A 22,228-nucleotide genomic window follows, 5' to 3' on the forward strand; every position below is an offset into this window, starting at 1 on the left:
ACCCGCCCGGCGCACGCCGGGAAATCCGGTGGACGCCGTCGAGGGAGGACTCCTACCGTGGGGGCGCACGCTCGGACACCCACGGAAGGAGGCGAGCGCCATGCAGTCCACACGTGATCCGCGCTCCCGCCCCGTGACCTGGGCGTGCCGCGTCTGACGTCCGTCCGACGCCCCCGGGAGCGCGCCCCATGCCGTACGCGACCCGGAGGAATCCGTGACCGATCTGGTCATCCGCGCTCTCGACGAGAGCGACGTCCATCTCTTCGACACCCTGCCCGACCCGCTGCGCGCCGCCGAGGCGTTCCGCCATGCCACGTACCGGCCGCACTGGAAGCGGGTCGCCCTGCGCGACGGGCGGGTCGTCGCCCGCGCCGCCTGGTGGGGCGGGCCCGACGACACCGAGCCGCTGACGGTCGAGTGGTTCGACTTCGCCGACGGCGAGGAGGCGGCGGGCGCGGAACTCCTGCGCACCGCGCCCTGGCGGGTCGGTCTGGAGCTGGTCATGCCCGGCGACTGGCGAGCGGACCCCGCCGTGCGGGCCGCCGTCGAGGCCCGGTGCGCGGCGGCCCGCGCGGCCGGCCACACCCCGCTGGTGGAACGCTTCGTCTACCGCTGGACCCCGGATTGCGGGCTGCCCGAGCGGCCCGGACGGCTGCACTTCGCACCCGAGCCCGACGAGGCGGTCTTCTTCGACGCCCTGCGCCGCATCCACTCCGACACCCTCGACGCCCACGCGCTGAAGGCCGTGGCCGAGGGCGGGCTCGACCTGGCCGCCCAGCAGGAGATCGACTTCTTCCGCTGGTGCCCGTCCCCACGCGAGTGGTGGCAGACGGCCCGCACCGCGGACGGCTCGCTGGCGGGGATCCACGTCCCGGCGCACAACCCGTCCGGTCCGTGCGTCGGCTTCGTCGGGGTGCTGCCGGAACACCGCGGACACGGCTACGCCTACGACCTGCTCTCCGAATGCACGCACCATCTCGCCGCACGGGGCGCGGAGTTCATCGCCGCGGCCACCGACCGGACCAACCACCCGATGGCGGCCCACTTCGCGAAGGCGGGCTATCCGGTGGTCCGTGAGCGCGTCAACTTCCGGCTCGGCTGACGGTCGGCTGTCGTACCCCGGTGGCAGGCTGACCCCGGTGGTCCGATCGGACGCGGGGGGACGGAGGGCGTGATGGGGTTCGAGGGCGAGGTCTGGCTCGTGCGCGATGTGCACGGGGGAGAGGACGTCGGCGAGATCGTCGTCGCCGAGGCCGACTTCCCCTGGCTGTCGGGGCGTTTCTCGCCGGGACCGGGTCACGCCGCCGTCGCCGCCCTGTTCGCCCGGGAGCTGGCTCTGGCGGAGCAGGACCGGGACGAGCTGTGGGAGGAGTGGGAAGGGGCCTACGACGAGATCCGGCGGCGGGTGTCGCTGGTCTCGCCGCGCGGTCCCGTCGCGGAGTTCCTGCTGCACGTCAGCGGCGGCGAGGCGTGGTTCCGCTGGAGCGACGAGCCCTTCGAGGGGACGTGAGTCAGCGTGCCGAGTCCGCCAGCAGGGACTCGGCGTCCGCGAGGATCTCGGTGACACGCAGGCCGAAGGCGGCGTCGCAGGGATGGGGGCGCCCGTCGCGGGCCGCGCCGAGGAGGGCGTCCGCGGCCCGGGCGAAGGCGTGGCAGGCGTCCGCGTCGCCCTGCGGGAGCCGGCGCACCCCCGCGGTGCCACGGAACTCGACGCCCGCGCCGGCCGCCGCGGGCGGCGCCGTGAGACTCAGCGTCAGGGTGCTGGAGGGGCCGCCCGCGTGGGCCAGGACCACATGCACGGTGTCGCCGGGGCCGTGGGCCGCGGCCGACACCCGGCGGACGTCCCCCAGCACCGGCAGCAGCACCGACAGCGCGTGCGGGCCCACATCCCACAGGGCGCCCTTCTCCCCGCGCCAGGGCGTGCCGAACGGACTGTCGCTCTCCGCGTGGAAGACGTCCCCGACCCATTCGGCGTGACCGGTGAACCAGCCTCCGACGCCCGCCTGCTCGGCGATCCAGGCGTCGGCCTCGGGCACGAACCGGGTGGTGAAGAAGACCACCGAGGCGACCCCCGCACGCTCGGCCGCCCGCACCACGGCCCGCGCTCCCGCCGCCGTCGTGGCGACGGGCTTGTCCAGCAGCAGATGACAGCCGGCTCCGGCGGCCCGCACGGCGAGGGGGCCCTGGACGTCCGGCGGCAGGGCGACGGCCACCGCGTCCACGTCCGCGAGCAGGGCGTCGACGTCGTCGTAGGGCCGGGCGCCGTGACGGCCGGCCAGCTCCTTCGCGGCCTCGACACGCCGTCCCCAGACGCCGACGAGGTCGACGTCCTCGTGGGCGGCGAGGACGGGGGCGTGCACCATCCGCGCCCAGGGGCCGGTGCCGAGCAGACCGATGCGCATACCGTTGACTCCCTGAAAAAGACGGCCGGTGACGCGGAGACCCGCTCGTCGCACACGCCGACGTGAGCCTCGCACACCCCCTGCGGCCCGGTCACCCCCCGGTCCGCCCTGCGGGATCAGGCGGCCCGGGCCTCCGACGGCAGGACACGACCGGCCGCGGGGACCTCGGACGTCGACGGGACCTCGGACCGGGCGTCCCCTGCCCGGGTGTCGGGCGCCGGGACTCCCGGAGAGGCGGCGCCGGGCGCCGGGGCGACGGCTGCCGGGACGACCGTTGCCGGAGCGTCGGACGCGCCGCCTCGGATCAGGCGCAGCCGACGCCGGGGCGAGGCGTGACGCCGGTGGGCGGGAGCCGGGGCGAGCAGACGGGTCTCGACCCGGTCCATCACCGCCAGCAGGGCGGACAGCATCGGCAGGAGCAGTACGGCGACCCAGAGCACGGTTCCCTCCTCGGCAGGCGACCACCTGGCGAGTGCTCCGTTTCGGGCCGCTGATGCCTGCCGGGACGCCGTCAGTGGCGAAACGGCCCGTCGAAACCCGTGAGCAGGGCGTCGGCCTGCGCCAGACCGTTCTCCGCGGAGATCTCCCGCGCCGACTGCGCCGGACGGATCACGGCGAACGCGACACGGTCCTCGTCGATCAGAGCGCCGTACACCGCGGGCCGCGGCAGGCTGTTGTACGCCCAGTGCGCCGAGAAGTAGTAGCCGCCCGTGTCGTGGAGCACCACCAGGTCCCCTTCGGCGAGCGCGGGCAGCGGCCGGTCGTGCGCCACCACGTCCCCCGCGAAGCAGAGCGGCCCGGCGACGTCCTGCCGCACGAGCGGCGTCCGCTTGGGCAGGCCGTCCGGGCCGAACGCGGAGATCCGCAGCGGCCAGGCGTCCGGCATGAGGACGGTCCGGGTGGCGACCTGTCCGCCCGCGTGGGTGAGCGCGACCCGCCGGCCGCCGGCGTCCTTGACGTACTCGACGACGGCCGCGGTGAAGCCGTTCTTGGCGATCAGGGACCGGCCGAACTCGGTGACCACCTGGTAGCGGCCGTCCAGCAGCGCCGGCTCCGCGGCGGTGAGCGCGGCGACGTGGTCGGCGTAGGTGGGCGTGACCGCGTCGCCGGCGAAGTTCACCGGCAGGCCGCCGCCCAGGTCGAGACTGGTCACCTGACGGCGGCCGACACGCTCGTTGACGTCTTCGGCGAGCCGGTGCGTGGCGGCGAGGCCCTCCGCGATCAACGGCAGCGGGCAGCCCTGCGAGCCCACGTGCGCGTGCAGCCGGGTCAGCCACGGCCGCCGCGCGAACGCCTCGACGACCCGGTCGCGGGCCCCGGGGTCGCGCAGCGCCACGCCGAACTTGGAGGTCGCGGTCGCCGTGCTCATCGCGCCGATGGTTCCGCCGCCGACCTGCGGATTCACCCGCAGCCCGAGCACGGACGGGCAGTCGGCAGGGCGCAGGGCGTCGATCCGGTCGAGCTCGTCGAGGTTGTCCGCGTTGAGCGCCACGCCCAGGGAGAGGGCCTCGCGGATCTCTCCGCGGGTCTTGGCGGGCGAGTCCAGCACGATGCGCGCGGGGGCGAACCCGGCGTCCAGCGCGAGCCGCAGCTCGCCGGGACTGGCCACCTCGCAGCCCATGCCCGCGTCGGCGAGCAGGCGCAGCACGGGCACCAGCGGACAGGCCTTGGCGGCGAACGCGTGCAGCACGTCCGGCGTGCCGGCGAACGCCTCGTGCAGCGCGGCCACGCTGCGGCGCACCCCCCGCACGTCCATGAACCCGGCGACCGGCCGGCCCTCGCCGAGCAGTCCCTCCGCGACGGCCCGGCGGACGATCAGCGCGACGGGGGTGACGGGGGTGAGCGGGGCGCCGCCGGTCCGCCGGTTCTCGGCGGGACTCTGCGCGTCCGGGGTCGGCACGTCTGGGCTCGGCACGTCTGCGGTCTCCTTCGGAAGGGGCGGGCCGGGGCGAGGCCGGGCGGGGGCGGGCGGGGACGGACCAGGGGCCGTCTCTGCTGCCCTAGTGAACGTCTTCCCCGCGACGCGCGTCCCCTCGCGCGTGACCGCCCGAACGGTCACCGGGACGGCCCCTCGGGCCGAAAAGAAGACTGCACACCCCTAGGGACCGACCGGACGGTATGCCATCCTTCGGAGGCAGGACGAGTCGGACGGCGGGGCAGCGGCCCCGGGGGAGGACCGCGATGCATCACGCCCTACGGTCACGGAACGTGTTCCGTCCCGCGGCGGACGCCCCGGCCGCGCCCGCGCCCCGGCCGCGCCCGCAGGCCGCCCGGTCACTGATCGACGCAGACGCCCTGCGGGTCCTGCACCGGGCCGCCCGGGTGCTGCTGGAGGACCTCGCCGGACTCACCGACCGGCTGGTCACCGTCCTGCAGGAGCAGGAGCCCGCCTACCGCGTGGCTGTGACGTGCGACCCCACCGCCACCTGGCAGGAGGTGCACCGGTCGCTGCGGCACAGTGTGTCCTCGCTGCTGGACCCGCGCGGCAGCCGGGACGCGGCCCGCCGGTGCTCGTGGCGGATCGGCGCCGGCCGGGCGGAGCAGGGCCTGCCGCTGGACGCCCTGCTGCACGCCTTCCGGCTGGGCGGGTCCCTGGTGTGGCAGGGCCTCATCGACGAGACCGCCCGGACCGCTCCCGAGGACGTGCGGCTGCTCGTGCACGTCGCGACCGACGTGTGGCACTTCGTCGACGAACACTGCACCCTCGTCGCGGACGCCTACCGCCAGGTGGAACGGCAGCTCGCCTGGCGGCGCGAGAACCGGCTGCGGGTGCTGGCCGGCGCCCTGCTGGACGGGGCCAGCCGCATCGCCGACCTGCCGGAGACCGCGCAGGCGCTGGACCTCCCCGAGGAGGGGCGGTACGTCGTGGCGGCGGTGACGGCCGGCTGCCCCACCGACGGAGCCGGGGCCCGGGCCGCCCTCACGCGGGGCGCCCGCGTGTACTGGCACACCGGCGTCGAGGTGGACTACGGCATCGTCCTGCTGGACGCGGACGCAGACGCCGGGGCGGTCGGCCGGTCCGGCCACGAGCGGCCGCCCACCGCCGCCACCGGAGGCGGCGGTGCCGGAGCCGGGAGCAGGACCGGGTCGGCCGACGTCGCGCCGTCCGCGCGCACCGCGCGGACGGGCGTCAGCACGGCCGTGACGGGACTGGCCGCCGTCGGCGAAGCTCGCCGGCTCGCGGACGTCGCGCTGGGCCTGTGCCCCCCGACCGGCGGCGCCATCCGGCTGACCGAACACCTCCCGGCCGCGCTCGTGGTCTCCGCCCCCGATCTGGGCGCGGCGCTCGTCGAGCGGGCCCTCGGGCCGCTCGGGAACCTGGAGCCCGCCGACGAGGCCGTCCTGCTCGACACCCTCGCCGCATGGCTGGCCTGCGACGGCTCCGCGCAACGGGCGGGGGAGCGGCTGTACTGCCACCGCAACACCGTCCTCAACCGCCTGCGCCGTTACGAGCAGCTGACGGGCAGGTCACTGGCCCGGCCGGCCGACCTGATGGAGGTCGGCCTCGCCCTGACGGCGCGGGGTCTGTACCCCCGCTGACCCGGCGCGGACCGACCGCGCCTGGGCAGCCGCACAAGCCGCCCCGCCCCGCGTTGGTCGCGCGCAGCGACCCCGCCGCCGAGCCTGTACCGCCCCTCGTCCGCCGTGCTGTCGTGAGCTCCCCTTCCCCCGAACGCCGTTGCCCACGGGCACGGTCCCGAGGAGCCGCGATGCCCCAGGCACCCCCGCAGGAGCGGCCCGCCCTGCACGTCGAACGCCTCGACGTGACGTACGGGCGGGCCCTGTCGGCCCTGCGCTCCGTGTCCCTGACCGTCCCGCACGGCGAGGTGGTGGCCCTGCTGGGCGCCAACGGCGCCGGCAAGTCCACGCTGTTGCGGGCCGTCTCGGGCACCCTCCGGCTGCACCGCGGCGCCGTCACGGCCGGCCTGATCCGCTACGGGAGCACGGTCCTGGACGGCCGTGACCCCGTCGCGGCCGTACGGGCCGGCGTCGTGCAGGTCCCGGAGGGCCGCCGGGTCTTCGCCGGACTGACCGTGGAGGAGAACCTGCGCACCGGGGGCCTCGGCCCCGGCCGGCGCCCGCCCGGACAGGTCCGCGAGGCACGGGAGCGGGTGCACACCCTCTTCCCCGTGCTCGCCGAACGCGGGCGGCAGGCGGCCGGGCTGCTGTCCGGCGGCGAGCAGCAGATGCTGGCCATCGGCCGTGCGCTGATGGCCGCGCCCCGGCTGCTGCTGCTCGACGAACCCTCCCTCGGTCTCGCTCCGCGCATGGTGCACCGGATCGTCGAGGTGATCCGGGAGATCAACGCCCAGGGCACGTCCGTCCTGCTGGTCGAGCAGAACGCGGGCATGGCGCTCTCCCTCGCCGGCCACGCCCACGTCCTCGAGGTGGGCGAGGTCCGGCTGTCCGGGCCCGCCGACGAGCTCGCCCGCACGGACGCGGTACGCCGCCTCTACCTCGGCGACCCGGCCGGCGACCAGGGGGCCGCGTGAACGCCGCCCGCACCGAACGCGCCGCATGCGCCGCCCGGGGCCTCACGGGCGACCGGCCGCCGCCCCCCGTCCTGCACGTCGAGGACGTCACCGTGCGCTTCGCGGGCCTGACCGCCCTCGGCGCCGTCTCCCTGACCGTCGCGCCGGGCTCCGTGCACGCTCTCATCGGGCCCAACGGCGCGGGGAAGTCCACCTGCTTCAACGTCCTGTCGGGCCTGTGCCGCCCGGAGTCCGGACGGGTCCGGCTCGGGGACGTCGAACTGACCGGACTCGCCCCGCACCGGATCGCCGCACTCGGCGTCGCCCGCACCTTCCAGAACATCGTCACCACCGAGGGCACCGTCGCCGACAACCTGATGCTCGGCCGGCACGCCCTGTCGCGGGCCGGTTTCACCGCGAGCGCCCTGCGTCTGCCCCGGGCCGTGCGCGAACAGCGGGCGCACCGCGAACGCGCCCGCGAGATCGCCGAACTCACCGGCCTCGCCGCCCACTTCGACACCCCCGTCGCCCTGCTGTCCTACGGCGACCGCAAACGCGTGGAGTTCGCGCGCGCCCTGTGCCTGGAGCCGAGGGTGCTGCTCCTCGACGAGCCGGTGGCCGGCATGAACGGCTCCGAACGCGCCCGCACGGCCGAGGCGATCGCCGCCGTCCGCGCGCAACTCGGCCTGTCCGTGCTGCTCGTGGAGCACGACATGGGCCTGGTCATGCGTCTCGCCGACGAGGTCACGGTCCTCGACTTCGGCCGGACGCTCGCCCACGGCTCCCCCGACGAGGTGCGCGCACACCCCGAGGTGCTGCGCGCCTACCTCGGCGTCCCCGGAGAGGACACCGCATGACCGCCTTCCTCGACAGCGTCCTCGCGGGTCTGGCCCTCGGCGCGGTCTACGCCCTGGTCGCGCTCGGCTTCGTCGTCATCTTCAAGGCGTCGGGCGTGCTCGACTTCGCCCACGGATCCCTGCTGCTGTTCGGCGGCTACCTGACCGCCGTCCTCCACGACGACCTGGGATTCGCCGCCGCGCTCGCGGTGTCCGTCCTGTCGACCGCGGCGCTCGCCGGCGCCCTGGACCGGCTGCTGCTGCAGCGCGTCGCCCCCGACCCCGGGGCCGCCCATGTGCAGACCATCGTCACCATCGGCGTCGACATCGTGCTGCTGACCGACCTGTCCCGGCGCATCGGCGGCGATCTGCTCACCCTGGGCGACCCCTGGGGCGACTCCGTGACCCGGCTCGGCTCCGTGACCGTCGCCGACAGCAGGATCGCCGCGATCGTCGTCTCCGCGCTGGCCATCGGCGGCGTCTTCGCCCTGTTCCGGTTCACGTCCTGGGGCCTCGCGCTGCGGGCCGCCGCGGAGGACACCGAGGCCGCGGCCCTGATGGGAGTGCGGCTGAGCCGGGTGCGGACGCTCGCCTGGTGCCTGGCCGGCGCCCTCGCCGCCCTGGCGGCCGTGTTCCTCGCCGCGTTCCCCGCTCCCGGACTGGAGCGGACCACCGGCCAGATCGCCCTGAACGCCTTCCCGGCGGCGATCCTCGGCGGACTCGCCTCGCCGCCCGGCGCCCTCGCGGGCAGCCTCCTCATCGGCCTGACCGAGGCCCTGGCCGCCGGCTACCAGTCCGAACTGCACGTCCTGGGCGAGGGGTTCGGCGACGTCGCGCCCTACGCGGTGATGGTCGCCGTCCTGCTGGTGCGCCCCACCGGGCTGTTCGGGGCGAAGGGAGCGGCACGTGTCTGAACGCATCCCCAAGGGCGCGGGCGCGCTCCTGGCGGCTCTGCTGCTGTGCGCGCCGCCCTTCTACCTCGACGCCTTCTGGCTGCGCATCGGCCTGTTCTCCATGGCCGCCGCCATCGGCGCCGTCGGCCTCGGCCTGCTCACCGGAGCCGCCGGCCAGCTCTCCCTGGGCCACGCCTTCTTCCTCGCCGTGGGCGCCTACGGCTACACCTGGCTGGCCGGCGACCCGGGCCCCGGGCTGCCGCCCGTGCTCGCCGCGCTCCTCGCGGTGCTGCTGGCCGGGGCGGCCGGCGGGCTCTTCAGCCCCGTCGCCGGGCGGGTGCGTGGCGTCTACCTGGGCGTCGCCACGCTCGCCCTGGTCTTCCTGGGCCACCACGTGCTGCTCACCGCCGACTCCGTCACCGGCGGCTACAACGGCCGTTCGGTGCCGCCGCTGACCGTCGGCGGCTTCTCCTTCGCCGGTGACGGCTCCTCGCTCGTCGTCCTCGGCGTCCCCTTCGGCGGCGCGGAACGCCTCTGGTACCTGGGGCTCGTCCTGCTGGCCGGCACCTGGTGGACGGCGCGCGGCCTGCTGCGCGGCCGCCCGGGACGCGCCCTGACGGCGTTGCGCGACAGCGAGACCGCGGCCGCCGTGATGGGCGTCGACGTCGCCCGCCACCGCTCGGCGGCGTTCGTCGTGTCGTCGATGTACGCGGGCCTGGCCGGTGTCCTGCTCGCGCTGGCCTTCCGCCGGGTGGTCCCCGACTACTTCGGCCTGGCTCTCTCGGTCGACTACCTGGCGATGATCGTCATCGGCGGCCTGGGGTCCGTGGCCGGCGCCGCCGCGGGCGCCGTGTTCGTCACCGCTCTGCCCCTGCTGATGACCCGTTACGCCGACCAGTTGCCGCTGGTGACCGCCCCCGGCACCGGCGACGGCGGAGTCGGCCCGACCGAGGCGGCGCGCTACCTGTACGGCGCCGCCATCGTCCTCGTCCTGCTGTACGCCCCCGACGGCCTGCGCGGCCTCATCCGCCGAACCCGCGCGCGTCTGCGGCCGGCCGCCGCCTCCCCGGCCGCCGATGACCGTCCGCCCGCCCCCGCTGTCCGAGCCAAGGAGCCCACCCCGTGAACCGCACGCAGTCCAGACACCGCGCCCATGTCCCCCTCCTCGCCGCCGCGCTGGCGGCCCTGCTCGTCACGGCCACCGGCTGCAGCTCCAAGGCCGGGGGCGGCGGCGCTTCCGAAGGCGCCGACGGCGTCAAGGAGGGCCCCGGAGTGACCGACAAGACCCTCAGGCTCGGCGCTCTCACCGACCTGACGGGCCCCTACGCGACCCTCGGCAAGTCCATCGTGCAGGCCCAGCAGATGTGGGCCGACGAGACGAACGCGGCCGGCGGCGTCTGCGGCCGCAAGGTCGAGATCGTGGTCAAGGACCACGGCTACGACGTGCAGAAGGCGGTCACCGCCTACGCCGACCTGGCCCCCGACGTCGTCGCCCTGCCGCAGGTCATCGGATCCCCCGTGGTCGCCGCCCTCCTCGACGACATCGAACGCGACCGCCTGCTGACCTTCCCGCAGGCGTGGGCCGCCTCCCTGCTCGGCAAGGACGCCGTCCAGGTCATCGGCACCACCTACGACGTCGACATGATCACCGCCGTCGACTTCCTCACGCGGACGAAGGGGCTGGCCAAGGGCGACTCCGTCGGCCATGTCTACTTCGAGGGCGACTACGGCGCCAACGCCCTGGAAGGGTCCACCTGGGCGGCCGGGCGGGCCGGGCTCACGATCGTGCCGCAGAAGATCAAGGCGACCGACACGGATCTGTCGGCGCAGGTGTCCGCGCTGCGCAGGGCGGGTGTGAAAGCGGTCCTGATCAGCGCGGGTCCGGCGCAGACGGCCTCGCTGGTCGGGGTCGCCGCCTCGCGCGGACTGCGGGTGCCCGTAGTCAGCAGCGCGCCCGGCTTCGCGCCCCAGCTGATGAAGACGCCCGCGGCGCCGGCCCTGCTGGCCATGCTGAACGTGGTGAGCGCGGCGCCCGCCGTGAGCACCGACCTGCCCGGCGTCCGGCGGATGGCCGCCGCCTACGGCAAGAAGTACCCCGGCTCCCCGGTGGACGCCGGCACACTGTCCGGCTACAACGCCGCGCAACTGCTCGGCGCCGACCTCAAGAAGGCCTGTGCGGCAGGCAGCCTGGCCCGCGAGGACGTGGTGAAGGCCCACCGCGCGCAGAAGAACGCCGACACCGGCCTCGGCTCGCCGCAGGACTTCTCCGACGTCACCAAGCCCGCCGCCCTGTCCGCCTACGTGCTCAAGCCGGACGCCGAGGCGCTCGGCGGCGTGGTGGGCGTCGAGGACGCGCACCAGGCGCCGGGCGTCACGGAGTACCTGGCCGGCCGCTCCTGACCGGTCCCGGGTGATTCAGCGGCCCCGCTGCTGAATGCGTTCGGTTATCTCCATTGGACCCGCGGCCGACGGCGGGGCCAGGCTGGAGAGGTCCGGTGCGTCGCGATCACCGTCCGGCGCACCGGATCTCTCCCTGCCCGCCCGCACCCGAGAAGAAGAGGTCGCAACCCTATGCAGACCCGCCGCATCGGTGAACTGGACGTCAGCGCCATCGGCCTGGGCGCCATGCCCATGTCGATCGAGGGACGACCGGACGAAGCACGCTCCCTGGCGACGATCCACGCCGCGCTGGACGCCGGCGTGACCCTGATCGACACCGCGGACGCCTACCACCTGCACGCCGACGAGGTCGGCCACAACGAGACTCTGATCGCCAAGGCCCTCGCCTCCCACGACCGCGGCGCGGACGTCCTCGTCGCCACCAAGGGCGGCCATCTGCGCCCCGGCGACGGCAGTTGGACCCTCGACGGCAGCCCCGCCCACCTCAGGGCGGCCTGCGAGGCCTCGCTGCGCCGGCTCGGCGTGGAGGCGATCGGCCTCTACCAGTTCCACCGCCCCGATCCGCGCATCCCCTACGCGGAGTCCGTCGGCGCCGTACGGGAACTGCTGGACGAGGGCAAGATCCGCGCCGCCGGCATCTCCAACGCCGACCCCGCGCAGATCAGGGAGGCGAACGACATCCTCGGCGGTCGCCTGGCCGCCGTGCAGAACCAGTTCTCGCCGGCCTTCCGCTCCAGCGAGCCCGAACTGCGCCTGTGCGACGAGCTCGGCATCGCGTTCCTGCCGTGGAGCCCGCTCGGCGGCATCTCCCGCGCCCGCGAACTGGGCTCCTCCTACGCGTCGTTCGCCCATGTCGCCGAGGAACACGGCGTCAGCCCGCAGCGCGTGTGCCTGGCCTGGGAGCTCGCCAGGTCGCCGGTGGTCGTGCCGATCCCGGGCGCCAGCCGGCCCGAGACGATCCTCGACTCCCTCGCCGCGACGGAACTCGTCCTGACGGCCGACGAACTCGCGGAACTGGACGCCGCCGTCTGAGGGAGCCACCGGAAGGACCGACGTCGCCCGGCCGCGCGCACCGCGACCTGCGCAGCGCCTGGAGCGCCCGGAGCGTCCGGAGCGCCCGGAGCGCTTGACGGTCCGTGGCCGGATCGTGCCCCTGGGGAGTGACAAGTCCGTGTGTCATGCATGATTCGCCGGAGACGGGGCACACGCAGCGCACAACAGAGAGAGGGGCGCTCGTGATCGTTCCGGACCCGAAAATCGCCAGGACGTTGCTGACCCGCTACGCGACGCTGAAGATCGCACAGGCGGAGAAGGAGACGCCGCAGGCGGCTCGTGAACTCCAGGACGTGACCTACACCTTGTGCGTGCTCATGGGCACGGCCGACGTCCGTGAGGCGGTCGCCGCGGCGGACGCCCTGCTGCAGTCCGCGCCGGCGACGCGCACACCCGCGGAGGGCTCGGACGGACTGTCGCTGGCCGTCTGAGGCCGTGCAACGGCCGGACCCCGCCGTGCGGCGTCCGGCCCCCGACCGTCCGCCCCGGACCGTTCGGCACGCGGCTCCGGGCCCGTCGGCGTCCGGTCCACCGGCACCGGGTCCCGCCGCCGAGCGCGGGTGGACCGGCCCGGCGCGGCGGAGCTCCTCCGGCCTCCGGCCGCGTCGGGCGTCTCACTGGGCCGCGGAGCCGCACCGGTCGGCGCGCCGGGGGTCGCGTTCCGTCGGCGGCCCGGCCAGCCACTCGGCGATGGTGCGGGCGATGGGCTGACCGGTGTCCACCTCCACGAAGCCGAACTGACCCGACTGGTTGCACTCGAGGAACCACCAGGTGCCGTCGGCGTCCTCGGCGAAGTCGAACGCCCCGTAGGAGAGTTCCGCCTCCCGCAGGTACCTCCTCACCGCCTCGGCAAGGCGCGGCGGGACGTCGGCCGGACGCCAGGGCGTCGTCGAGGGCGAGTAGCGCACGTCCACGACGTCGGGATCGCCGCCGGGGACGGTGTCCTTGCGGGCGGCGAGGATGCGGTCGCCGACCGCGGTCAGCCGGATGTCGGCCCGCTTGGCCACCCTGCGCTGGAGCAGCGTCGGGCCGTAGGCGACGGCGGCGAAGTCGGCGTCCGGCGGGACCCGGGTGGTGGGCACGGCCCGGGGCGGATCCTGCGGATGCGCCCCGGACACCGGCTTGACCACCAGGTCCGGATAGCGGTCCGCGAACTCACGGGCCGCCTGCGGGAACGTCGTGACGATCGTGGCCGGCACGGGCAGGCCGCTGCGCTGGGCGGTCCGCAGCTGCCACGGCTTGTGCCGGGCCCGGACGGACGCGTCCGGGTGGTTCATCCAGCGCGCCCCGGCCCCTCGGAGCATGCCGTAGAGCGCCTGCGAGGCCTCCTCCGTCAGCCACGCGGACGGCTGGGGCGCGTGGGCCGCGGGGGAGCCGGGCCGGCGGACCCACACCGACCGCAGCCCCTCGAGGGTCACCAGCCGTCCGGCGGAGGACAGATGGCCACGGAAGGCTCCGTGCACGTACTCGCCGGACAGGGCGACGGTGTGGTTCAGGTCGGCCGGATCGAGCCGGACGACGGGGACGCCCGCGGCGTTCAGGTGCACGACCACCATGTCCGCCGTGACGTCCTCTTCACAGGTCAGGATGAGCACGGTCATTTTTCGTCGGCCTGTGTTCAGTCGTCGAAGTGGGTCTTGGAGCCCGCTGTCGAGGTGGTGGTCGCCAGTTCGCGCAGGAGGGCGTGGTCGCGAGCGGCGATCCGGCCGTCGAAAAGTACGTTCAACTGCATTCCGGGGTCGTAGGCATACGGAGTGGCGAACTCCAACTCTGCCGCGGGGCGTGCGTAGTTGAGCGTGAACGGTTGCATCGTCTCTCCCTCGTCGGTACTGCCTCGATCAAGCGGTGCCGCTGTGCGACGTCACTCGGGCCCGCTGCTTGGTGCTGGGTGGGTGCGCCCTTCAGTCACTTATACGAATCGAACGGGTGGTTGGTTTCCTTACTCTCCGTGATCGTCGGGGAGTTGGGCGCCGAGCAGGGCGTGGAGCAGGGGAGATCGGGTCGGGAGGTGGTGAAAACGTCTTCGGCGGCGGTCAGTCGGGGACCCGCTCGGAGACGCGCCCGGCGGCGTCGTCGGGGGCGCGGCGCATGGAACGCAGGGCCAGCAGGAGCATGCCGACATCGTCGAGATAGACCGGATCCGGCAGCAGATCGGCCGGAAACACGAAGTACAGGACCGCCCCCCAGAACACCCAGCGCGGGCCGGTGGGCAGTCCGGCCCGTCTGAGGCCCCGGCGGGTCCGGACCAGCCGCGTCAGCACCGCGGCGGCCGCGACGAACAGCGCGAGGGCTGCCACCGCGATGACGACGACGAGCGTGGTTGGCGCATCCACGGGCCCTCCCCTGTGGTCCGTCGCGCTACGTCCGGCCGTGCTCTGCGCTTCCTGTCCGGACCCCGGGTCGCGGTCCCTGTCTGTCGGTTTCCCCGCTTCGGCTCCTCGAATGCCCGTTTCCGGCAGGAATACCGCATCGGACGCCGTCACCCTGGCGCCAGGAGGGGAGCGGGGCGTCCAGCGCCGTGCCCGTGCACCGGGGAAAGGGCCGCTGGAGGCGGGGCGCCGGACGCGGGACGGCGGGCGCGTGTTGCCCGGCCTCGCCTACGGGTGCGGGGAGCCGGTCTCGCCTGCGTCGGGTGCGGGCGTGCGGTCCTGCTCCGGCCCGTCGGCGGGAGTGCTCGCCGGCACCGGCAACAGGCCCTTGGTGGACTCCTTGAACCGCTCCAGGGTGCGGCCCAGCTGCTGGAAGGGCGAGCCGGTCCGCTTGGCGGGCGCCTGCCGCGGCACTCCGGCGGCGTCGGCCTCGGCCGCTGCCTCCCGGTACGCGGCCAGCGCCTCGTGGGCGTGCTCGGCGGCCTCCCGGTACAGGTCCCGGGACTCCGTCATCGCCTCCAGCGCGTCCTTGTACATCACCACCAGGGCGCGCTCGCGGGCCAGTTCCTCCTCCAGGGTGAGCAGCTGCCACTCCTCCCGCAACACGGTGAGCGCGGCGTCGCCGCCCTCCGGCAGCGGCCGGGGCAGAGCGGCGAAACGCCGGACGGCGTCCAGCAGCTCGGTGGGATGCGTGCCGTCCAGGAACACGCTGCGCACCGAGAACGCGGCGGGATCGTAGTCGGCCGCAGCGGGCACGCCGGGCAGCACCAGCGCACCGCCGCGCGGCACCTCCGCACCCGACTCCTTCAGCGCCCAGTTCACCGTGCGCAGCTGGTGCGGGGCGGCCCGGTGCTCGACGACCCGGTGATGCAGGCCGGGCGGGAGCAGGGGAACGAGCGAGCGGCGGCCCTGCTCGTCGGGTGTCATGGCCTCGTGGACGACGATGTGCACGGCCCAGGTGTCGCGCAGGGCGGCCCGGAGCGTGCGCCGCAGCTCCTTCTCGTCGGCGGGCAGCGGGTTGGCCTCGAGGAAGCGTTCGCCCGTGACGGTCTCGTGGCCCCACGGGGCGTCCGCGTCCCAGGGCCAGAAGACGCCGGCGGGTGACGGCCAGCGCTGGTCCCAGGGCCGGTCGGCCTCCGCCGTCAGCGTCCACTCCTGGCCCCGGCCCGACCACTCGGCGAGGGTGAGCCGGGCGCGGACCGTCACCTCCTCCTCGGGCTGCCACCTGGCCTCGAAGGCCGTCTCCCCGTCCGGGGTGTCCGCTTCGGGCAGCTCCGCGAAATCCTGCACGGCGCCGGCGTCCTTGAGGGTCTGGAGGTTCTTGCGCAGGACGTCCGGCGCGGTCGGTCCGGTGTGGCGGCCACGGGCCTGCCACACCGTGGAGGGCGTCATGGGCGAATCGGTCGCGGCGATGTGCATGAGTCCATTCGTGAGGGCGGGCGGCCGGGCGGCGGCGCGGCGACGACGGGGCGTCGACGCGCGAAGGCCAGTATCGCTCGCCGCGGGGGGTGGGCGGTCCGACGGCATGGCGGCGAGGGCGCCCGAGGACGCCCCCGTTCAGGAGCCCCTTCCCCGGCGCGACGCCCGTCACGCGTCCGAATCCGCCGTGGTTGCCCGGATGCGCCGCATCCGCCGCATCCGCCACCACCGCAAGGGACGACGCGCGCGCATCGTGTGCGTCGCCCACCCGGAGTGTGCGCCGTGCACCACGGCGTGCGCCCCGCACTCATGGGCTTGCCGGGGCCGGGGCGGGAGAATGGGACAGCGGACGGGGCCCGCCCACCATCCGCTTCGGGGCGGGCCCCGTCCGCGCGCCCGCGCCCTCCGAGCCCGCGCCCTCCGCGCCGGTGTCCGCCGCGCGCCCTCCCGGACCGTCTTGCCCGCCCGGCCGCCTTCGCGCGCGGCCCTGGACGGTCCGGCCCGCGCCGCCGGGCGAATCCGGGGCATGCCAAAGGAATGTGCCAAAGCCGTCGCCTTCGGCCGCCGCGTTCCGTAACCTCTGGGGCACCCGAACCATCCCGCGCCGCATCGCACTTGCTCCGCACCAGTCGCCAACGCGCCGAAGGGACAACGGTCATGGCCGTCGAGGTCGAGGTCGCGAACGAACTGCACCGACTGCGCGCCCGCATGCCGCAGCTGACGGGGGCGTTGGCGGCCGGCGCCGACGGGCTCGTCCTGGCCCAGGACATGCCGGACGTCCAGCCCGAGGGCCTGGCCGCGCTGACCGCGGCGGCGCTCGGCGTCGGACGCCGCATGGTCGACCTGGCGGACCGCGGCGACTTCCGCGAGCTCCTGGTGCGCGGCGCCGACGGCTACCTCGCGACCTACGCGGCCGGGCCGACCGCCGTGCTGACCCTGCTCGCCGACGGCCGGGTGAACGTCGGCCGGCTGCACCTGGAAGGGCGACGGTGCGGCGCGCGCATCGCCGAGCTCGTGGCCGCGCGGTCCGCGCTCGAGCGGCCGCGGCCCTTCGGCGCCGAGGGCGGCCCGTTCCCCCCGCCGCACGCCCGCGGCCGGATCCAGGGCGCGCTGCCCGTCCGTATCCCGCCGCAGTCCCGCCACCGGCCCTGAATCCGGGCCGCAGTCGCACCACCCGGCCCTGAGCCCCGCCCCGGTCGCACCACCGGCCGTGGATCCGGCAGCAGTCCCGCCGCGGGCACGCGTCTGCCCAGGGGGCAGGTCACCCCGCGCCGCCTCCCGCTCCCGGGCGTCCGCGCCGCCCTCCGACCGGGCGTCGCCGCACACCGCCCCGTTCCGGGCCGCCGGCTCCCGCGGGGGCGCTGAAGCCGCCCGGGACGAGCCGCGCCGGTCCGGCGGCGGGCATCGTGGGTCCCGACGGACCGTGCCCGCCGTACGCCTCCCGCCCCGCACCGGAGCCGGAAGCCTCCAACGGGCCGCCGCCCGCGCGGGCGTTCGCCTCCGAACCCGCGTCCGCAGCCGCCGGGTCCGGCACCCGGGGCCGCGGCGGAGCCGGCCGGCTCAGCACGCGCGTGTGGGGCATCAACGAGGCGCACGAGGAGCACACTTCGCTGAGCGTCCACACCTGACCCACCGACGGGTCGTGCCGAAGGACGAGGACGACCGTGCCCGCGCAGGCGACCCGGACGTCCTCGTGCGGCGCGCACCGCTGACGGCGGCACCAGCAGGCGGCGTCGTGATGCACCGCCGCCGCCCGGGCGTGCGCGGCCGCATGGGCCTCGGCGAAACGGCGCAGGCCCGCGAGGTCCCGGGAGCGCGGCGGCATCGCGCACGCGGAGGAGCAGGTGACCGACGCGGTGCGGTCCCGGTGCCCCACCACGCGGATCGTCCAGCAGCGGCCCGGACGGCGGGCCGAGGGGGCGTCAGGGTGCATGAGAGCCAAAGCGCACGTCCTTCGTGGGGAGGGCGAGAGGAGAGGGAGGGAGCGGACCGGGAGCGGCTACGGCACGGCCCGGCGGAAGTGACCTCGTTCACAGCATGCCCGTGGGCGGCCGGACCATTCGCGCTGTGCCCCCTCTGGCCGACACACCGCGTGTCGGTCGCTGGCTCTAAGCTCCCTCCATGAGCACAGGGGGAACCCACGGACGCGTCGTCGACGGACGCTTCGAGCTGGTGGAACGACTCGGCGGCGGCGGCATGGGCCTGGTGTGGCGGGCCCACGACCTGGTCCTGCACCGGGCGGTCGCGGTCAAGGAGGTGCGGCACGCGGATCCGGACCTCGCCGAGCACGATCCGGCGGCCGCCCGCGTGCTGCGCGAGCGCGTGCTGCGCGAGGCCCGCGCGCTGGCGCGCGTCCACCATCCCAACGTCGTCACCATCCATCACATCGTCGACGGCGGCGAGCACACGTATCCGTGGATCGTGATGGAGCTCGTCGAGGGCGGCTCGCTGCAGGACAGGCTGGAGCGGGGGGCGATGTCCCCGGTCGAGGCCGCCCGGATGGGCCGCGAGGTGCTGGCCGCGCTGCGCGCCGCGCACGCCGTCGGCATCGAGCACCGTGACGTGAAGCCCGCCAACGTCCTGCTGCGCCCCGACGGGCGGCCCGTGCTCACCGACTTCGGCATCGCCGCCGTCCGGGAGTCGGTCGGCCTCACCGCGACCGGCTCGGTCATCGGCTCGCCCGACTTCATGGCGCCGGAACGGGTGAGCGGGAAGGAGGGCGGTCCTGCCGCCGACCTCTGGTCGCTCGCGATGCTGATGTACGTCGCCGTGGAGGGGCGCCATCCGCTGCGCAGGGGCAGCACGCTCGCCACCCTCGCCGCCGTGCTGAGCGAGGACGTGCCCGCGCCGCGCAGCGCGGGACCGCTGACCGCCGTTCTCACGGCGCTGCTCGTGCGCGACCCGCAGGCCCGCCCCGACGCTGCCCGGGTCGACCTGATGCTCGCGGCCGTGACGGCCGCCGCGCCGGCGCCGGGCGCGGCCTTTCCGGCCGCTCACGCCCCGTCGGCGGTCCAGGCGCCGTCGCCCTCGACGACCTCGTACTCCCTCGCTCCGCCCGCGGCCCCGCCCGGGGCCGTCACGGTCGTCCCGCCCGCCGACGCCCGGCCCCCGGCCCGCCGTGGCCGGGGTGCGGCCGTCGCCATCGCCGTGCTGGCCACCGCTCTGGCCGGCGTCCTGGCGTGGACGCTGCTTCCGTACCTCCAGGACGACGACGGCGGAGACGGCGGCGGCAGCGGCGCCCGCTCGCCGCTGCCGGGCGTGTCCGCGTCGCGGAGCGCCGGGCAGGCCGCGTCCGGGACGTCCGGCGCGTCCGGGGCCTCTTCCGACGACGCCTCCGCGGCGGCTTCCGGCGACGGGTCCGAGCCGCTCAAGGTCGACCTGCTCAGCGGGGACGGCGTCAAGAACGTCGTCGCGAAGCTGTCGGCCGCCACGGGCGGGGCGAAGGTGACGCGCCTCGCGGTGTACGAGGAGTACGCCATGGCCGACGTCTCCGTGAAGGGCCGTCCGAAGCTCTACGACCGGTACATGTACCGCGGCGGGGACGTGGCGGTGAAGGACGGGCCGGGCGGCACCGTGATGAGCGGCGCGGTCCCCGTCGACCTGGACGTCTACGACTGGGACAAGGTCCCCGGCCTGCTGGCCCGGGCCGCCAAGACCCTCGGCGTCGCCCATCCCACCAGCCGATACCTGTTGGTCGACACGGGGTCCACCGTCTTCGACACCCCGCCCTCGATGAGCGTCTACCTGTCCGACGAGTACGGCAGCGGGTACCTCCGGGCCGACGCCAAGGGACGGGTGATCGCGACCTATCCGCGCGACGACGGCTGACGGCCGACTGCCGACTGCCGACTGCCGACTGCCGACTGCCGACGGCCGTCCGCGGGGGCGGGGGAGTGCGCCCTGTGTGCCGGTCCGCGCCGAAGCGGCGTTTCGTCGTGCAGGATATATCGAGAGCCGATATATTCAGTTCCATGGCATCGAGGAGCATGACCCAGGCCGCCTTCTTCGTGCTGACGGCCCTCGCCGACCAGCCGCGGCACGGCTACGGCATCCTGCGGGAGATAGAGGAACTCTCCGCCGGTGAAGTGCAGTTGCGGGTGGGCACGCTCTACGGCGTGCTCGACCGGCTCACCGCCGACGGGCTCATCGCCCTGGACCGCGAGGAGATCCAGCAGGGCAGGCTCAGGCGCTACTACCGCGTCACCGACGACGGCGTCCGGGCCCTTGCGGCAGAGGCCGACCGCATGGCGGCCGGCGCCGGCGCGGCCAGACGCCGCATCGCCGAGGGCCGCCGCGCCCCCGGAACCGTCATCCCGCCGGCCCCCGGGCCCGGACTCGCCGGAGGTCTGGCATGACCGGCACGACGACCCTTCTCGAAGCGCGCTACCGCGCCGTGCTGCGGCTGCTCCCCGCGTACTACCGCCAGGAGCGGGAGGAGGAGATGGTCGAGGTCTTCCTCGGGGAGACCGACCGCGATCTCCAGGACCAGAGCCGGCCGACCCTCGGCGAGGCCGCCAGCGTCGCCGCCCTCGCTGTGCGCACCCGGCTGGGAACCGCCGCCGCGCCGCGCCGCTACGCGCTGCTCGGCTCGACGGTCCGGCTCTTCGCCCTCTGCGCCGTGCTGCTCCAGGCGGCCGCCGCGGTCGCCGACCGGGCACTGGAGCTGACCTGGACGTCCACGCACGGCGCCTTCGGGCGGCACGTCTTCCTGTCGGGGTTCACCGGGCGGGGCCCGGTCGTCGCCTCGGCCGCCGTCGCCGCCTGGGCGCTGCCCCTGCTGTGGACGGTCGGCTACTTCGCCCTGCTGCGCGACCGCCGAAGGACCGCGCGCATCAGCGTGCTGCTCGCCGCCCTGCCCACCCTGTGGCCCTTCCTCGCGCCCTTCGTGACCGACTTCCCGCCGCCGGAGCCGGCCTACGCCGCCGCCACGGCGGCCTTCGCCTGGCTGCCGACCCTGGCCCTGTGCACCGCCTGCCACCGCGACGCGCCCCCGGCGGCGCTGTCCGTCGGCACACCGGGCACCGTGTATGCCGGCTGCTGCGTCGTCATGGGCGCCTCCGTCGTCGTACTGCCCACGGTGGCCGACTCCGTGTGGGCGCCGACCACCTGTTTCGTCCTCGGCGCGCTCGGCTGGCTGGTGCGCCGCGGCCGCCGGGGCCGGACCGCGGGCGCAGAGGGCGCGCTCGCCCTGGCCGGGCTCGGGCTGCTGATCCTCACGCTGCGCGTGGCCGCCGCGTACACCTGGCTCGATGTGTCCATGCCCCTGCCCACGGCCATGGTGGCCGGATTCGCCGTCCAGGCGGCCGCCCTGCTGCTCCTGACCGCCGCCCTCGCGGTCGTCGGCGGCCGTGACCTCGCGGCCCGCTGACCGCCCGGACGGCGTGCGGTGACTCAGTGCGGGAAGGCGCGCGGCTGCCGCAGCCGGGGCAGCTCGTCACGGAACTCCTCTATGCGGGAGCTGATCTGCCGCATCAGGACGGTGTCGGCCAGCCGGTCCAGGTAGAGGTTGCGGCGGGCCAGGCCGGGAGCGTCGACGCAGAAGTACAGGGTCATGAGGGGATTGACGAACAGTTCGCCGTCTTTCGTGCGCTCGGTGAACCGGACGTCGCCGAAGTCGCCGCGCACGGCGGCGGCGACGGACCCGTTGACGATGCTGGGGTGGCCCGGCGTGCACGCCTGGGCGTCGGCCACCGCGTCGAGGTAGAGGGCGCCCTCGGGACTGTGCCGGGGCAGGGAGAACGCGCCCAGGTAGGAGCCCGCCCGGTCGAGTTCGGCCAGGTTCTCCAGCACCAGCGAGTGGCTGATCCCGTGGTAGGCGTCCACGCCGAAGCCCAGACAGGCGACCAGTCGCTCCGGGACGTCGTCGAGGCCGGCCACGGCGGCCAAGCTCGCCATGTCCTCCTCGGGCGTGCCCAGGCCGTGCTCGTCGCCGCGCATCAGGATGTCGGTGCCGCCGTCGACCAGGACGACCGCGTCCACCCCGCCCAGGTGGTCCACCAGTGCCCGGTAGGCGGCGCGCAGCGGCCGCACGCCGGTGCGCGGGAAGGCGTACACCGTGGCGGGCAGCCCCTGCCGGTCGAGCCAGCGGGCCAGCGTGCGTTCGGGGAAGTAGTCGCCGCGCACGTCGAGGTCGGGGCCGACGGCCGCGACGTCGGGCTGCAGCCACACGTCCGAGGGCAGTCCGTACAGATCGACGAACGAGAGGTTCGCCAGGTGGACGTCCTTGCCCGCCGACCGTAGGGCGAGCGCCAGCGGAAGCCCTGCGTACACGTCGAAGCCGCCGCCCGCGCCGGCGACGAGCACCCGGCGCGCGTCGCGCAGCCGGGTGAAGAGAGGAGGTTCCTGGAGAGAGAACACTCCCGCACGCTAACAGCCGACGATCTT

23 protein-coding genes are annotated in these 22,228 nt (G+C 75.0%); 14 read left to right on the forward strand and 9 right to left on the reverse strand.

Translation table 11 applies throughout. From position 1 onward, the window contains the following. Positions 1-214: 214 nt before the first annotated feature. Both ACH4ZA_RS11570 and ACH4ZA_RS11575 read left to right on the forward strand, forming a co-directional pair. Positions 215-1,102 (forward strand): GNAT family N-acetyltransferase, encoded by an 888-nt coding sequence (locus ACH4ZA_RS11570; protein ID WP_398429053.1) that lies wholly within the window; start codon positions 215-217, stop codon positions 1,100-1,102. A 72-nt stretch (positions 1,103-1,174) separates the two neighbouring features. Further along, a complete protein-coding gene (locus ACH4ZA_RS11575) occupies positions 1,175-1,510 on the forward strand; it encodes a hypothetical protein (protein WP_398429054.1) in 336 nt (111 codons plus the stop codon). A 1-nt stretch (position 1,511) separates the two neighbouring features. On the opposite strand, the gene ACH4ZA_RS11580 is transcribed toward ACH4ZA_RS11575, so the two are convergent. The 3 genes from ACH4ZA_RS11580 to ACH4ZA_RS11590 form a co-directional block, all read right to left on the reverse strand. Beyond that, positions 1,512-2,402, reverse strand: coding sequence for a Gfo/Idh/MocA family protein (locus tag ACH4ZA_RS11580; RefSeq protein ID WP_398429056.1), 891 nt, complete (start codon positions 2,400-2,402; stop codon positions 1,512-1,514). A 116-nt stretch (positions 2,403-2,518) separates the two neighbouring features. Continuing rightward, a complete protein-coding gene (locus tag ACH4ZA_RS11585; RefSeq protein WP_398429058.1) occupies positions 2,519-2,842 on the reverse strand; it encodes a hypothetical protein in 324 nt (107 codons plus the stop codon). Between the two features lie 71 nt (positions 2,843-2,913). Beyond that, positions 2,914-4,317: a diaminopimelate decarboxylase gene (locus tag ACH4ZA_RS11590; RefSeq protein WP_398429059.1), complete on the reverse strand. Its 1,404-nt coding sequence runs from the start codon at positions 4,315-4,317 to the stop codon at positions 2,914-2,916. Positions 4,318-4,583: 266 nt separating this feature from the next. On the opposite strand from ACH4ZA_RS11590, the gene ACH4ZA_RS11595 reads away from it, so the two are divergent. The 8 genes from ACH4ZA_RS11595 to ACH4ZA_RS11630 all read left to right on the forward strand — a co-directional run bounded on the left by ACH4ZA_RS11595 (position 4,584) and on the right by ACH4ZA_RS11630 (position 12,487). Continuing rightward, positions 4,584-5,942 (forward strand): PucR family transcriptional regulator, encoded by a 1,359-nt coding sequence (locus ACH4ZA_RS11595; RefSeq protein WP_398429060.1) that lies wholly within the window; start codon positions 4,584-4,586, stop codon positions 5,940-5,942. Between the two features lie 170 nt (positions 5,943-6,112). After that, entirely contained in the window at positions 6,113-6,895 is a 783-nt protein-coding gene (locus ACH4ZA_RS11600) for an ABC transporter ATP-binding protein (protein ID WP_398429062.1), read from the forward strand. 71 nt (positions 6,896-6,966) lie between these two features. Then, complete coding sequence (locus ACH4ZA_RS11605) at positions 6,967-7,731, forward strand: ABC transporter ATP-binding protein (RefSeq protein WP_398429280.1); 765 nt, start codon at positions 6,967-6,969, stop codon at positions 7,729-7,731. Beyond that, positions 7,728-8,624, forward strand: coding sequence for a branched-chain amino acid ABC transporter permease (locus tag ACH4ZA_RS11610; RefSeq protein ID WP_398429063.1), 897 nt, complete (start codon positions 7,728-7,730; stop codon positions 8,622-8,624). The genes ACH4ZA_RS11605 and ACH4ZA_RS11610 overlap by 4 nt, the downstream gene beginning before the upstream one ends. Further along, positions 8,617-9,729, forward strand: coding sequence for a branched-chain amino acid ABC transporter permease (locus ACH4ZA_RS11615; protein WP_398429064.1), 1,113 nt, complete (start codon positions 8,617-8,619; stop codon positions 9,727-9,729). The genes ACH4ZA_RS11610 and ACH4ZA_RS11615 overlap by 8 nt, the downstream gene beginning before the upstream one ends. Next, complete coding sequence (locus ACH4ZA_RS11620; protein ID WP_398429066.1) at positions 9,726-11,003, forward strand: ABC transporter substrate-binding protein; 1,278 nt, start codon at positions 9,726-9,728, stop codon at positions 11,001-11,003. The genes ACH4ZA_RS11615 and ACH4ZA_RS11620 overlap by 4 nt, the downstream gene beginning before the upstream one ends. Before the next feature lie 171 nt (positions 11,004-11,174). Further along, positions 11,175-12,035, forward strand: coding sequence for an aldo/keto reductase (locus ACH4ZA_RS11625; RefSeq protein WP_398429068.1), 861 nt, complete (start codon positions 11,175-11,177; stop codon positions 12,033-12,035). 203 nt (positions 12,036-12,238) lie between these two features. After that, positions 12,239-12,487: a DUF5133 domain-containing protein gene (locus tag ACH4ZA_RS11630; RefSeq protein WP_398429069.1), complete on the forward strand. Its 249-nt coding sequence runs from the start codon at positions 12,239-12,241 to the stop codon at positions 12,485-12,487. A 183-nt stretch (positions 12,488-12,670) separates the two neighbouring features. Here the strand turns inward: ACH4ZA_RS11630 and tgmB are convergent, their stop codons facing one another. The 4 genes from tgmB to ACH4ZA_RS11650 form a co-directional block, all read right to left on the reverse strand. Continuing rightward, positions 12,671-13,657 carry an ATP-grasp ribosomal peptide maturase gene (gene tgmB / locus ACH4ZA_RS11635; protein ID WP_398429071.1) on the reverse strand — a complete coding sequence of 329 codons (987 nt, stop codon included), beginning with the start codon at positions 13,655-13,657 and terminating at the stop codon, positions 12,671-12,673. A 17-nt stretch (positions 13,658-13,674) separates the two neighbouring features. Beyond that, positions 13,675-13,866 carry a putative ATP-grasp-modified RiPP gene (gene tgmA, locus ACH4ZA_RS11640; RefSeq protein ID WP_107445626.1) on the reverse strand — a complete coding sequence of 64 codons (192 nt, stop codon included), beginning with the start codon at positions 13,864-13,866 and terminating at the stop codon, positions 13,675-13,677. A gap of 223 nt (positions 13,867-14,089) precedes the next feature. Beyond that, on the reverse strand, positions 14,090-14,389 hold the full coding sequence (locus tag ACH4ZA_RS11645) for a YkvA family protein (protein ID WP_398429073.1): 300 nt from the start codon (positions 14,387-14,389) through the stop codon (positions 14,090-14,092). A 264-nt stretch (positions 14,390-14,653) separates the two neighbouring features. After that, positions 14,654-15,844: a hypothetical protein gene (locus ACH4ZA_RS11650; RefSeq protein ID WP_398429074.1), complete on the reverse strand. Its 1,191-nt coding sequence runs from the start codon at positions 15,842-15,844 to the stop codon at positions 14,654-14,656. A gap of 657 nt (positions 15,845-16,501) precedes the next feature. Between ACH4ZA_RS11650 and ACH4ZA_RS11655 the strand changes: the two genes are divergently transcribed. After that, positions 16,502-16,996 (forward strand): roadblock/LC7 domain-containing protein, encoded by a 495-nt coding sequence (locus tag ACH4ZA_RS11655; RefSeq protein ID WP_398429076.1) that lies wholly within the window; start codon positions 16,502-16,504, stop codon positions 16,994-16,996. Between the two features lie 109 nt (positions 16,997-17,105). Here ACH4ZA_RS11655 and ACH4ZA_RS11660 read toward each other — a convergent pair whose 3' ends face one another. Continuing rightward, positions 17,106-17,777: a hypothetical protein gene (locus ACH4ZA_RS11660; protein ID WP_398429282.1), complete on the reverse strand. Its 672-nt coding sequence runs from the start codon at positions 17,775-17,777 to the stop codon at positions 17,106-17,108. 188 nt (positions 17,778-17,965) lie between these two features. Here ACH4ZA_RS11660 and ACH4ZA_RS11665 point away from each other — a divergent pair, with 188 nt between their 5' ends. From ACH4ZA_RS11665 to ACH4ZA_RS11675, 3 genes are all read left to right on the forward strand, one after another. Beyond that, entirely contained in the window at positions 17,966-19,672 is a 1,707-nt protein-coding gene (locus ACH4ZA_RS11665; protein WP_398429078.1) for a serine/threonine-protein kinase, read from the forward strand. A 158-nt stretch (positions 19,673-19,830) separates the two neighbouring features. Beyond that, positions 19,831-20,199 (forward strand): PadR family transcriptional regulator, encoded by a 369-nt coding sequence (locus ACH4ZA_RS11670; protein ID WP_398429283.1) that lies wholly within the window; start codon positions 19,831-19,833, stop codon positions 20,197-20,199. Next, entirely contained in the window at positions 20,196-21,212 is a 1,017-nt protein-coding gene (locus ACH4ZA_RS11675) for a hypothetical protein (RefSeq protein WP_398429080.1), read from the forward strand. The genes ACH4ZA_RS11670 and ACH4ZA_RS11675 overlap by 4 nt, the downstream gene beginning before the upstream one ends. Positions 21,213-21,235: 23 nt before the next feature. On the opposite strand, the gene ACH4ZA_RS11680 is transcribed toward ACH4ZA_RS11675, so the two are convergent. Beyond that, a complete protein-coding gene (locus ACH4ZA_RS11680) occupies positions 21,236-22,201 on the reverse strand; it encodes a DUF1152 domain-containing protein (RefSeq protein ID WP_398429081.1) in 966 nt (321 codons plus the stop codon). Positions 22,202-22,228: the final 27 nt, after the last annotated feature.

Source organism: Streptomyces sp. NPDC020597 (assembly GCF_044335095.1).
In the GTDB taxonomy this organism is placed as follows: domain Bacteria; phylum Actinomycetota; class Actinomycetes; order Streptomycetales; family Streptomycetaceae; genus Streptomyces.